At 34.4% G+C, this 12,835-nt stretch carries 10 protein-coding genes and 1 other annotated feature; of the genes, 9 read left to right on the forward strand and 1 reads right to left on the reverse strand.

Features of this window, described 5'->3' with window-relative positions:
* Window positions 1-107 precede the first annotated feature (107 nt).
* The 3 genes from D1606_RS09095 to D1606_RS09105 all read left to right on the forward strand — a co-directional run bounded on the left by D1606_RS09095 (window position 108) and on the right by D1606_RS09105 (window position 4,970).
* Window positions 108-1,274: an exonuclease SbcCD subunit D gene (locus D1606_RS09095; RefSeq protein ID WP_119415698.1), complete on the forward strand. Its 1,167-nt coding sequence runs from the start codon at window positions 108-110 to the stop codon at window positions 1,272-1,274.
* Complete coding sequence (locus tag D1606_RS09100; RefSeq protein ID WP_119415699.1) at window positions 1,271-4,348, forward strand: AAA family ATPase; 3,078 nt, start codon at window positions 1,271-1,273, stop codon at window positions 4,346-4,348. The genes D1606_RS09095 and D1606_RS09100 overlap by 4 nt, the downstream gene beginning before the upstream one ends.
* A gap of 298 nt (window positions 4,349-4,646) precedes the next feature.
* Entirely contained in the window at window positions 4,647-4,970 is a 324-nt protein-coding gene (locus tag D1606_RS09105; protein ID WP_119415700.1) for an LPXTG cell wall anchor domain-containing protein, read from the forward strand.
* A gap of 89 nt (window positions 4,971-5,059) precedes the next feature.
* Here the strand turns inward: D1606_RS09105 and proC are convergent, their stop codons facing one another.
* A complete protein-coding gene (gene proC / locus D1606_RS09110) occupies window positions 5,060-5,875 on the reverse strand; it encodes a pyrroline-5-carboxylate reductase (protein ID WP_119415701.1) in 816 nt (271 codons plus the stop codon).
* A gap of 104 nt (window positions 5,876-5,979) precedes the next feature.
* Window positions 5,980-6,190 (reverse strand) — a binding site (T-box leader).
* A 115-nt stretch (window positions 6,191-6,305) separates the two neighbouring features.
* On the opposite strand from proC, the gene D1606_RS09115 reads away from it, so the two are divergent.
* The 6 genes from D1606_RS09115 (at window position 6,306) to D1606_RS09140 (ending at window position 12,819) form a co-directional block, all read left to right on the forward strand.
* Complete coding sequence (locus tag D1606_RS09115; RefSeq protein WP_369973781.1) at window positions 6,306-7,250, forward strand: MBL fold metallo-hydrolase; 945 nt, start codon at window positions 6,306-6,308, stop codon at window positions 7,248-7,250.
* A complete protein-coding gene (locus D1606_RS09120; RefSeq protein WP_119415702.1) occupies window positions 7,237-7,989 on the forward strand; it encodes an SDR family NAD(P)-dependent oxidoreductase in 753 nt (250 codons plus the stop codon). The genes D1606_RS09115 and D1606_RS09120 overlap by 14 nt, the downstream gene beginning before the upstream one ends.
* A gap of 475 nt (window positions 7,990-8,464) precedes the next feature.
* Entirely contained in the window at window positions 8,465-9,676 is a 1,212-nt protein-coding gene (locus tag D1606_RS09125; protein WP_119415703.1) for an argininosuccinate synthase, read from the forward strand.
* A complete protein-coding gene (gene argH, locus D1606_RS09130; RefSeq protein WP_119415704.1) occupies window positions 9,673-11,055 on the forward strand; it encodes an argininosuccinate lyase in 1,383 nt (460 codons plus the stop codon). Before D1606_RS09125 ends, argH begins: the two co-directional genes overlap by 4 nt.
* Window positions 11,056-11,265: 210 nt before the next feature.
* Window positions 11,266-11,931: a nuclease-related domain-containing protein gene (locus tag D1606_RS09135; protein WP_119415705.1), complete on the forward strand. Its 666-nt coding sequence runs from the start codon at window positions 11,266-11,268 to the stop codon at window positions 11,929-11,931.
* Between the two features lie 177 nt (window positions 11,932-12,108).
* On the forward strand, window positions 12,109-12,819 hold the full coding sequence (locus tag D1606_RS09140) for a cytochrome c biogenesis CcdA family protein (RefSeq protein ID WP_119415706.1): 711 nt from the start codon (window positions 12,109-12,111) through the stop codon (window positions 12,817-12,819).
* Window positions 12,820-12,835: the final 16 nt, after the last annotated feature.

The raw sequence follows: 12,835 nt of genomic DNA on the forward strand, positions 1-12,835 counted from the left end.
GCCCAAGAACTAAGCTAAAATTTAAAAGTTATCTATCGAACGTTCGTTCTTTTATGAGTTTTATGATAAAATTATTAAAATAGATTTTAGAGGGATGGAGTGATAATATGAAAATTTTTCACACAGCTGATTGGCATTTGGGAAAATTAGTTCAAGGTGTATCGATGATTGAAGACCAAGCCTATATTTTATCTCAATTTTTACAAGAAATCGACAAAGAAAAACCCGATGTAGTCGTTATTGCGGGTGATTTATATGATCGTTCAGTTCCACCGACTGAAGCTGTCTCGCTACTGGATAATATTTTCTCTGAAATTGCCATTAAACGTGAAATTCCTGTAGTAGCGATTGCAGGTAATCATGATAGCCCAGGACGTATTCACTTCGGTTCACAATTTATGGATGCTAAAGGTCTTCATATTATTGGAAACCTATCAAAAGAATTAAAACCGGTTGTTTTGAATGATGAATTTGGTGAAGTCCATTTTCACTTAATACCATATACAGATCCGTCTCATGTCCGTTACATCTATGGCGATGATACGGTTAAAACGCAACAAGATGCTATGACGAAAATTCTCGAACATGTTGTCGAATCATTAGATCCAAATGTGAGACATGTATTAGTTGGACATGCTTTTGTGACGAAGGACGGAGTAAAAGAAGAGAATAATACCGATGCAGAGCGACCATTATCAATTGGGGGTTCAGAATGTGTGGATGCTAAGCTTTTTGAGCCATTCCATTACACTGCACTTGGTCATTTACATCAAGCCCATTTTGTAGATCAAGAAAAAATTCGCTATTCAGGTTCGCCATTAAAGTACTCTATCTCTGAAGAAACTCATAAAAAAGGTTATCTAATCATTGATCTAGCAGCAGATGGTTCTATACAAGTAACCAAAAAGCCTTTAGTACCTAGACGAGAACTTAGAACAGTGGAAAAAACAATGGATGAGATATTAAAATCACCAAAAAGTGAAGATTATGTCTTTGTAAAACTGTTAGATGATACGCCAATTATTTCACCAATGGAAAAAATCCGTTCAGTATATCCAAATGCTATGCATGTAGAACGCGTATTATTAAAGGATTATAGCAATGTGGAACAAGAAGTAGAATCTCGACAAAAAATGGATGATATGACCTTATTTAAGTCATTTTATAAAGAAATATTAGGCAAAAATGCTGACGATCAAACAATGGATCTTTTCCAAGAAGTACTGCAAGAAGAATTATTAGCAAAACGCGAAGTTGAGGTGAAACATTCATGAAACCATTACAATTAAAACTAACCGCCTTTGGTCCATATAAAGATACAGAAACCATTGATTTTCGAAAACTAGGCGAACATAAAATCTTCGTGATTTCCGGTTTAACTGGAGCAGGTAAAACGACGATTTTTGATGGTATTTGTTTTGCGTTATATGGCGCTGCAAGTGGGGAAGACCGTGCGGAGATTAAAGAAATACGCAGTGATTTTGCTAGTGAAGATATCCATACATCTGCCGAATTAATCTTTTCTATAAAAGGTAAAACGTATCGTATTTTACGTCAACTTGCACATAAGAAAAGTGGCAACAAAAGTGCGACAGGAGATAAGTTGGAATTTGTAGAAATTCTAGGAGACGAAGAAAAACCTGTCGTTGAATCACAAAAAGTTACAGAAATTAATAGAAAAATGGAAGAAATCATTGGGCTTTCAAAAGATCAATTCAAACAAATTGTGATGTTACCACAAGGAGAATTTCGAAAATTACTTACTTCAGAAACGGAAAACAAAGAAGCTATTCTACGTAAAATCTTCAAAACAGATTCGTATCGTCATCTAGCAGATCGCTTAAAAGCTAAGAAAGACGAAGCAGAAAAGGCTTTAACTCGTGCAAATTCTATACAGCAACTTTATATTGAACGTGTTAGAAACTCACTTCCAAAGCGTGAATCTCAATTACAACAAGTACTATCTTCAGAACATGTGAATATGTACCAATTAATAGAAGGGCTAAAAGAAGAACAACACTTCTATTCCACTGAAGTTCAACAAAAAGAAGGAATTTATCAAAATAGTACACTTGAAGTCGAAAGACAACAAAAAATCGTATTAGAAACGAAAGAATTTAACAAAAGATTACGAGCTTATCAAGAAAAAGAACAACAACTTACTTTGTTGGAGCAGCAATCTAAAGTGTTTGATGAGCTACAGCAAAAAATTGAGGCTGCTAAAAAAGCAAGTCATATTATACCATTAGAAGAGCGCTATTATGAGAACGTCCAAGTAAAGAAAGAAAAAGTACAAGCACTCGAACAGTTACAACAGTCCTATCTAATAGCCAAAAAAGCTTTCGAACAGGCCGTACAACAATTTGACCATGAAAAAATAGAGCAACCTAAAATCGAAGCTCTAACAATAGAAATTGCTTCATTGAAAAAACTTGAGGATAAATTTAAAGAATTACAAAATGCAGAAAATGTGTTAAACCAACATCAAAAAATTATCGAACAAGATAAAAAGTCACTAGAGGCGTTTAACAAAGAAGTTGAAAAGTTAAATCACTTAAAATCTCAATATCTGCAAAAAGGTACAAATTTATCACAACGGTTGCATCAGTTCGATGAAAAAAATGATCGACTTCTATCTTTAAGAGAAAAAACAACTGCATGGCAAAACTGGCAACAACAAATGGGCATACTCAAACAACTTCAGGAGCAAGAGTCTGAAAAAGAACGCCTATATAACGAATATAATGCTCGCTATAAAGAAGAAGAAGGAAAATGGATTAGTAACCAGGCAAGTATTTTAGCCGCTCAACTTGTTGATGGAGAACCTTGTCCCGTTTGCGGTAGCCTGAACCACCAATCTCTTCAAACAAAACATATTGAAAAAATTAGTGAAGAACAATTATCTAAGTTAAAATCACAAGCAGAACTAGCTACAAACCAATACTTTGAACTACATGGTAGAGTTCAAGCAAGTAGACAACAGCTTAGTCAATTAGAAGAAAAACTAGTTCTTTTAGGTGTAGAGACTAAAGATGGTCAAAAAATCATCGAACAATACAACCAACTACAAATAGAAATTATGGAACTAAAAAAATTAAAAAGTGAATTAGAAAAAATCGAAAACTTAAAGCAACAAGTTGAAGCGCAACTAGATGTACAAACTCAAAAACAACAACAATTTGTTATTGAAAAGAATACACATTTAGAAAAATTCTATGAAGCTCAAGCGAAATTGACAAGTATTCAAAAAGAAATTCCAGAATCTATTTCATCATTGCAAGCACTTCATGCGTTAATCGATACAAAAACGACTACTCGAAATCAGTTGAAAACACGCTTTGAGTATGCTGAACAACAAGTCAATCTGAAACAAAGAGAAGTCATTTCATTAGAAGCTTCTATTAATAGTGCGAAACAACGTCAACAAGAAGCGGAAGAAGCTCTACTATTAGCTCAAAATCGCTTTAAAGATGCCGTATTATCTGCAGGTTTTGCAAAAGGTAGTGACTATCAAGCCGCTCGTCTTCAACAACCAGAGATAGAAAGACTTGAAATGAAGTATACAGAATATATGAAGCAAAAATATGCTTTAAAAGAACAGCTAAAAGAGGGAGCAGCTGATTTCGCAGATAAGACTTTAAAAGACGAAGTAGTGTTAGAACAACAATTAGAATTCCTTCGCCAAAAACTGATTGAGGCTAGTGATGAACTTCACAAGACGAAAGAATACCTTACAAATGCTATACAACTAGCAACAGACATTGAAAAAATAAGTACTGAAATAATTGAACTAGAAAGAAAATGTTCTAGGATTATTGATCTATATGATCTACTTCGTGGACAAAATCAGTTGAAAATTTCATTTGAGCGTTATTTACAAATAGAGTATTTAGAGCAAATTATTCAAGCAGCAAATGAACGCCTAAAGCCAATCTCTAATGGTCAATATCGTTTAATCCGAAGCGACCGTCAAGAAGCGAGAGGGAAACAAAGTGGTCTAGGTTTGGATGTCTATGATGCATATACAGGACAAAACCGTGATGTTAAAACATTATCAGGCGGAGAAAAGTTTAATGCATCCTTGTCACTTGCACTTGGAATGTCAGATGTCATCCAATCTTTCCAAGGAAATATACAAATAGATACGATGTTTATCGACGAAGGTTTTGGCACGCTTGACGAAGAAGCGTTAAATAAAGCAATTGATACACTAATCGAATTGCAAAATACAGGCAGAATGGTTGGTATTATCTCACACGTTTCAGAATTAAAAGAAGCTATGCCAGCGTTATTAGAAGTGAAAAAAAGCAAAGAAGGATATAGTCATACAAAATTTATTATAAAGTAAACATGTAGTAGATTGATTTATATGTATGATTCAAATTTATAAGGTTCACAAAACTATTTTGATGGAATATATTTATATAGAAATTTGGATTCCATAAACAACCAACTATTTGTGTTTTTTTACTATAAAAAGATTAATGATACTCCCTCATTAATAAGAAAAAAGCCTTAATTTCAATAAAATTCGTTAAAGAATCGTAAAGATTTATAGTTAAAATGAAGATAAAGGTATATAATGTACCGACGGGATAAAAAAATTCCAGTCTATTATTTAATCTTTATAATCGAGGGGAAACAAAATGATTAAACAATATATTTTTGTTTTAATGCTAAGTGTTTTTGTAATTACTTTTAACTTTTCACATAGTATTACTGCAAATGCTGAAACTTCAATTACGCAAACAAATTCGTCTACTTATACGACAGCATCAAATTCAACAGATGCGCAACAAAAAATTTCTACCGATACAAATAAAGCAAAATTCGTACAAGATACATTACCACAAACTGGTGTTGAAGCGAATCATTCAGGATTGTATTTCACAATCGCAGGGTTCTTCTTATTACTAGCAGTATTCACTAGTCGTTCTAAATCATCTAGACAACTAAAACAAAAAAAGTAAACAATTAAATTGTTTACTTTTAAAATTTGGCCTGTAAATTCTTCGTGAATTTACAGGCCTTTTTTAGTTGATGAAGATTCGTTAGAAGTTTATTTTGTCTTAATAGAAGCAAGTTCTCGGGATTTTGCTTCGGCATTTTGAATACACGCGTTGATCGCATCTATAAAATGATACTTTTCTAAAGCTTGAATACCAGCTTCAGTTGTACCACCAGGACTTGTTACTTTTCGGCGTAGTTCCGTTGGCTCTTCGCTTGATTGTTTTAACATTTCAGCTGCTCCTGCAATCGTTTGTACCGCTAATTTACGCACGACTTCTTGATTTAAACCGAATTTCATACCTGCTTGCTCGAATGCTTCAACTAAATAATAAAGATATGCAGGGCCACTTCCTGATAAAGCAGTTACTGCATGTAATTCATCTTCTTGAACTTCAATGACTAATCCAATTGCTTCAAGCATATGCATAAATTCATTTTTTAATGAAGATGTAACAGATGTATTAAATGCAACACCCGTTGCAGACATTCCAATGGTTGCAGAAGTATTAGGCATAATTCGTGCAATTGGTCTTTTTCCTAAAGATTCTTCGATTGTGTTCATGGATACACCGGCTACTACGGATAAAATGGCTGTATGAGTTGGCAAGAATGGGACTAAATCTTCCATTGCATGCTGAATATCTTTTGGTTTCATTGCTAATATTAAGCAATCAGCTTTTTTCACTATTTCGCGACTTCCACAAACAATTTGTACGCCGTAGGTATCAGCTAATCGTTGAAGTTTTTGTTGATCCGATTTATTCATAACATAAATACTTTTGGGTAAAACAACACCTTCTTTAACCCAGCCATGAATTAATGCTTCAGCCATTGAGCCAGCACCAGCAAATACAATTGTTTCCACTTTGGTCGCCTCCTATTTTTTTCTAGCTCTTAAAAGCTAGTTTGACGATTTCTCATCTTCTAAAAAATGTTCTTTAAAGTAAAATAAAAAGCATCTTCATCCTAAATAAGGACGAAAATGCTTGATTCCGCGGTACCACCTTGTTTTGCTACATAAAGTAGCACAACTTCATTTCTCTTTATCGCAGAGATACGACTGTGTTTGCACAGTAGCTCCGAAGTAGGTTCCAAAAAAACTAGTTATGTGACTTACAGCCAATGATCACACTCTCTAGAAACCAGTCTATTTTGTACTAGTCTTCATCTTAGCTTGATATATGTAAAAATGAGTATATGAAATCTAATGAGATTTGTCAATGCAAAAAGGTGACGTTTTTTTAAAAAAACTGTACAATATAATGAATCGATATTCATTTAAAAGGGGACTAATGATGATACATAAAATTATTTCACCTGTACCTTTCCCAGAAGGAACAGTAAATTCATTTATTATAAAAGATGATGCATTATCAATAGTTGATGTAGGAACAAAAACACCTGAAGCCTTAGAAGCTATAAAAGAAGGCGTAAAAAATGCAGGTTATCAGATGGAGGATATTGAGCAAGTTATATTAACGCACCATCACCCAGACCATGTCGGATGGATTGATGCTTTTCCAAATGCAGATGTTTTAGGGCATGTATATGTGGATGCATGGCTTCGTCGAGACCCATTGTTTATTGGGTCACATTATCAATTTTACATTGACCGGATGAAAGAAGAAGGCGTACCAGAGAAATATTTTACTTGGGCAAAAAAAATGACGCGTTCGGTGGAAATGCTTGGTGAACGAACACTAACAGGGATTATTCATGATGGTGACGAGATTCCGGGCCATAAAGGTCTCGTTGCGGTAGAAACATTAGGTCATGCCCAAAGTCATCTTGCTTTTTGGCATGAAGAGAAGAAGGTGATGATTGGCGGGGATCTTTTATTGGCGAATATCTCTTCTAATCCTCTTATTGAACCGCCACTTAACCCTAAAGCGAAGAGAGCTAAATCAATACTTCAATATAACGCGTCATTAAAAAAATTATTAACGATGCCTATTGAAAAGCTCTACAGTGGTCATGGAGACGAAATCACAAATGTCAATGAGCTAGTGCATGCAAGACTTGAAAAACAAAATTTAAGAGCTATGAATGTATTGCAATTGCTTAATGAAAGACCTAAAACAATTTTTGAGATCAATATGGAAATTTTCCCAGCAGTCTATGAAAGACAACTAGGCTTAACTTTATCTCAAACGATTGGTCAAATGGATTATTTAATGGATGTAGATTTAGTGACTGAAGAGCAAGACGAGAATGGTGTGTTTTGGTATGCAAAAAAGTAAAAGTATACTCGTAACGGGTGCAACATCAGGTGTTGGTTTTCTAATTGCTCAGAAATTAGCTAAAAAAGGCCATCGAGTCATTGCTACCGGAAGAAATAAAAACGTATTAAGCGAATTGGCGAAACAGAATATCATGGTCATCCCAAGTAACTTAGATTCGGTTGATGGCGTAAAAAATCTGTTGCAACAACTACCACAACTAGATGTTGCAATTTTTTCAGCAGGAATCGGTACTTTTGAATACGCAACAGATATGGATGATGAGGACCTGTTGGCAATGATAAATGTCAATATTCAAGCCCCAATGTTGCTTACAAAATATATCGCTAAAAAAATGAAAGAACAAGGCCGAGGTCAACTTATTTTCATAGGATCGCAAGCAGGAAAGGTAGCTACACCAAAGGCTTCTGTTTATGCAGCAACAAAACATGCAATCATAGGCTACACAAATGCTTTACGTATGGAACTTGCTCCATATCATATTGGCGTAACGGTTATACACCCTGGTCCGATAGATACACCATTCATAGACCATGCCGATCGAACAGCATCTTATAGACAAGCGATGAAACATATATTGTTAGATCCTGAAAAAGTGGCAAGTGCAACCATTCATACAATCGGGAAAAAAACGAGAGAAGTCAACTTACCGAGCTATATGGGGATTTCCAGTAAATTATATGCACTAGCTCCAACCATTATAGAAAAACTTGGCAAACCGTTCTTCAATAAGAAGTAAAGGATATTCATATTTATGCATGTTAATTACAATTTTTATGAAAATTAATTCTCTTAAACTCTAATGTAATTTCCATATGAAATGATTGAGCGTCTTTATGAACAAATCAACAAAAGTAAATTTATATAATCGCTTTATAATAAGTAAAGTAAATACATGAACGACTTTGTATCGTATGCAAAGTCGTTTTATAGATTTTTATTCATAAAAAGTTACATAACAGAAGACTAAATGGAAAGAGTCGAAAAGTAGGGGATAGGTTCTGGTAATGCTGATATATAGAGATTTTTGAACGAAATAAAATGAAAGAATTTTCACTTTATTTATAAAAATATAGAAATCTATTGCCAATTTAAAAGTTTTTTAAAAATGCAAGAAAATACACTTGTATTCATTTTTATTCCATGTTAAGATAAATGCATAAATATTAAGAAACACCGTATAAACATACAGTAATAACATGGAGGAATACAAAATGGCAAAAAAATTAGTGTTAGCTTATTCAGGCGGCTTAGATACATCTGTTGCAATCCAATGGTTGAAAGACAAAGGTTACAACGTAGTAGCTTGTTGCTTAGACGTTGGTGAAGGTAAAGACTTAGAATTCGTTCAAAAGAAAGCACTTGAAGTTGGTGCAGTTGAATCTTATATCGTAGATGCAAAAGACGAATTCGCTGAAGAATACGCATTAATCTCACTTCAAGGTCATACTTGGTACGAACAAAAATATCCTTTAGTTTCTGCATTATCTCGTCCACTAATCTCTAAAAAATTAGTAGAAATCGCAGAAAAAACTGGAGCAGTTGCAGTTGCACATGGTTGCACAGGTAAAGGGAATGACCAAGTTCGTTTCGAAGTATCTATCAAATCTTTAAATCCAGATTTAGAAGTTCTTGCACCAGTTCGTGAATGGGCATGGAGCCGTGAAGAAGAAATCGAATATGCAAAATCTAAAAATATTCCGATTCCTATCAACTTAGACAGCCCATTCTCAATTGACCAAAACTTATGGGGTCGCGCAAACGAATGTGGTATTTTAGAAGATCCTTGGGCTGCTCCACCAGCAGATGCTTACGATTTAACAGTAGCACTTGAAGATACTCCTGATACACCAGATGTTGTTGAAATCGAATTCGAACAAGGTGTTCCAGTAGCACTTAACGGTGTTCAATATAAATTAGCAGATTTAATCTTAAAATTAAATGAACTAGCTGGTAAACATGGTGTTGGCCGTATCGACCACGTTGAAAACAGACTTGTTGGTATTAAATCTCGTGAAGTTTACGAAGTTCCAGGTGCTCATACATTACTTGTTGCACATAAAGAACTTGAAGATATCACTCTTGTAAAAGAACTAGCTCACTTCAAACCAATCATTGAGAAAAAACTTACTGAAATCATCTATGATGGTTTATGGTTCTCACCATTACGTGTAGCAATCGAAGCATTCTTAAAAGAAACACAAAAATTCGTTAATGGTACAGTACGTGTGAAATTATTCAAAGGTCATGCAATTGTAGAAGGACGTAAATCACCAAACTCATTATATGATGAAAAATTAGCTACTTATACAAAAGATGATGAGTTCAACCATGCTTCTGCAGTAGGCTTTATCGAATTATTCGGTCTTCCTACAAAAGTTAATGCAATGGTTAATAACAAAGGAGTAAAGAAGGTGCAAGCATGAGTGGTAAACTTTGGGGAGGCCGTTTCCAAAAATCTGCCGAACAATGGGTAGATGAATTTGGGGCATCCATCGGGTTTGACCAACAGCTTGTTACAGAGGATTTAGAGGGTAGCATTGCGCATGTCACAATGCTTGGCGAAACCGGAATTCTTAGTAAAGAAGAAGTCAACACGATCAAAGATGGCCTAGAACAACTAAAAGTAAAAGCACATAATAACGAACTTACATTTTCAGTAGCAAATGAAGATATTCATTTGAATCTTGAAAAAATGCTCATCGATTTAGTCGGTCCTGTGGGAGGAAAACTTCACACAGGCCGTAGTCGAAATGACCAAGTTGCAACAGATATGCATTTATTCTTGAAAAAGAGAGTAAAAGAAGTCGTTGAACTCATTGCAAAATTCCAAGAAACAATTGTCGAAAAAGCAGAGGCGAATATCGATACATTAGCTCCTGGATATACACATTTACAAAGAGCGCAACCAATTTCTTTCGCGCATCACTTGATGACTTACTTTTGGATGTTGCAACGAGATAAAGAACGTTTTAACGAGTCGGTTAAACGTATAGATATCTCTCCACTCGGAGCAGGGGCTCTTGCTGGAACAACATTCCCAATCGATCGTGAGTTAAGCGCAAAACTAATGGGATTCTCTAATGTGTATCAAAACAGTATGGATGCAGTAAGTGATCGCGATTTTATCGTTGAATTCTTAAGCAACAGTTCATTATTAATGGCGCATTTATCAAGATTTGCTGAAGAGATTATCCTTTGGTCAAGTGAAGAATTCAAATTTGTCGAATTAGACGATGCTTTCTCAACTGGCTCAAGTATTATGCCACAAAAGAAAAATCCTGATATGGCAGAATTGATACGCGGGAAAGCTGGGCGTGTATACGGGAATTTAATGGGCTTATTAACTGTATTAAAAGGTATCCCACTTGCTTATAACAAAGATATGCAAGAAGACAAAGAGGGTATGTTCGATACACTTCATACGATTGTAGGAGCACTTAAAATCTTCGAAGGTATGGTCCGTACGATGACTGTTTCAAAAGATACGTTAAACAAAGCAGTTCATCAAGACTTTTCAAATGCCACTGAGCTTGCGGATTACTTAGCTACTAAAGGTATGCCATTCCGTGAAGCACATGCAGTAACAGGTAAATTAGTTTTCTTATGTATTCAACGAGGTATTTACTTATTAGATCTTTCTCTTGAGGACTTGCAAGAGGCAAGTAATCTAATCGAAGCGGATGTGTACGATGTATTAGCACCGGAGGCAGCTGTTAAACGTCGTCATTCTCTTGGTGGAACAGGCTTCGATCAAGTAAAAATCCAAATTGCAAATGCAAAAGAAAAATTGACGCTAAATTAGATTAGTTAACTTGGAAGGCTGTCCACAGAGGGGGACTAATTCCATAATAAAGCATACATAGTGTGCTAACAGAAAAGCCAATTTCCAGAGGGAGATTGGCTTTTTGTTTTATATATATAAATCATAATGTGTAAAAATAAATATGAATAACCTTTATTTTACATAAAAATTAGTATATAGTATTGGTATGTTTTTACTATATACAAAGAGGTGATTTTTATAATTACTACGATTTTAATTCTATTATTCATTTCTTATGTCAGTTTTGAAAAAAGTTATTATAAGCAAATAACCAACGCATCTTTTTGGAAAGTTCGTTTTAATACGGGACTTTACGGAGAATATAGGATTGTAAATGAATTGCAAAAGATTCCTGGTATACATAAAACCTTAGTGAATTTGTATATCCCAAAAGCAAAAGGGGAGGGCTTAACGGAGATTGATATTCTATTTATACATGAAAATGGACTCTATGTGATTGAATCTAAAAACTACAGCGGTTGGATTTATGGGCGAGAAAAGGATTATAAATGGACACAAGTGTTCAAAAATGGGAAGAAGTTCAAATTTTATAATCCAGTAAAACAAAATAGAACCCATGTAAATGCATTACAAAAACTTCTTTCAAATCTACCAACAGATATATTTTCTTCACTAATCATTTTCAGTGACCGTTGTACTTTAAAATCTATCGAAGTCACTTCACAAAATGTTCAAGTAATGAAAAGAAAAAATCTATTAAGCAGGTGTAAGAATAGTACTTCATCTTATAGTCTTCCTGTCTATACCATTTATACAAAATTACAAAAGTATACAAATGTTTCTGATCAAGTGAAAAATGAACATATAGAGCGTATCAATGAAAAACTATCTTAGAAAGAATACATCATTTAAAATGGAACCTTCAATAACAAAATTTTTCGCTTTTTATATCATTTAAATTTATAATTATTAGTGCAATAAATGTTCATGAATTTGTCACAGTTAAAAAATGAGAATTATTATGCATAGTTTGGTAACATGGTAGTAGTAATTATAAGGAGACATCTGCATATGAATACGGATATAAATTTATTCTTTGCTTTTGGTGCAGGTTTTTTAAGCTTTATCTCACCATGTACATTGCCTCTTTATCCAGCATTTCTTTCATACATAACTGGCGTATCATTTAATCAGTTAAAAAATGAAAAAGGAATGTTGCAAAAAAGGGCAATATTGCACACACTATTTTTTTTACTGGGCTTTTCTGTAATATTTATAGCCTTAGGTTTTAGTACGTCTTTTGTGAAAGGTTTCTTTGTTCAATATGACGAGTTAATTCGCCAAATTGGTGGTATTTTAATAGTAGTATTTGGACTGGTTATTACAGGAATTTTCACACCAGAGTTTTTGATGAAGGATCGTAAGTTTGAATTTAAAAATCGACCTTCAGGCTATCTGGGTTCAATGTTAATCGGACTCGTTTTTGCAGCAGGGTGGACACCATGTACAGGGCCGATTTTAGCTGCAATTATTGCACTAGGTACTACTAATCCAGATTCTGCGATTTGGTATATGTTAGCCTACGTACTTGGATTTTCTATCCCATTCTTTGTCCTTTCATTCTTTATCTCTCGGATGAACTGGATTCGAAAAAATAGCCAAAAAATTGTTAAGGTTGGTGGCTATATAATGATTGCTGTTGGGATTATTTTATTCTTTGATGGAATGACTTACCTTAACCAAATCTTAACACCAATTTTTGGTGGTTTCCAAGGCTTTTAAAAAGAGAAAATTATGG

The sequence above is a fragment of the Rummeliibacillus sp. POC4 genome (assembly GCF_003576525.1).
Lineage (GTDB): Bacteria > Bacillota > Bacilli > Bacillales_A > Planococcaceae > Rummeliibacillus.

Bases quoted from the DNA above. Each gene is read 5' to 3' on its own strand.
- D1606_RS09120 (WP_119415702.1), top strand. From the start codon at position 7,237: ATGCAAAAAAGTAAAAGTATACTCGTAACGGGTGCAACATCAGGTGTT.
- D1606_RS09095 (WP_119415698.1), top strand. From the start codon at position 108: ATGAAAATTTTTCACACAGCTGATTGGCATTTGGGAAAATTAGTTCAA.
- argH (WP_119415704.1), top strand. From the start codon at position 9,673: ATGAGTGGTAAACTTTGGGGAGGCCGTTTCCAAAAATCTGCCGAACAA.
- D1606_RS09115 (WP_369973781.1), top strand. From the start codon at position 6,306: ATGATACATAAAATTATTTCACCTGTACCTTTCCCAGAAGGAACAGTA.
- D1606_RS09105 (WP_119415700.1), top strand. From the start codon at position 4,647: ATGATTAAACAATATATTTTTGTTTTAATGCTAAGTGTTTTTGTAATT.
- D1606_RS09140 (WP_119415706.1), top strand. From the start codon at position 12,109: ATGAATACGGATATAAATTTATTCTTTGCTTTTGGTGCAGGTTTTTTA.
- D1606_RS09100 (WP_119415699.1), top strand. From the start codon at position 1,271: ATGAAACCATTACAATTAAAACTAACCGCCTTTGGTCCATATAAAGAT.
- D1606_RS09125 (WP_119415703.1), top strand. From the start codon at position 8,465: ATGGCAAAAAAATTAGTGTTAGCTTATTCAGGCGGCTTAGATACATCT.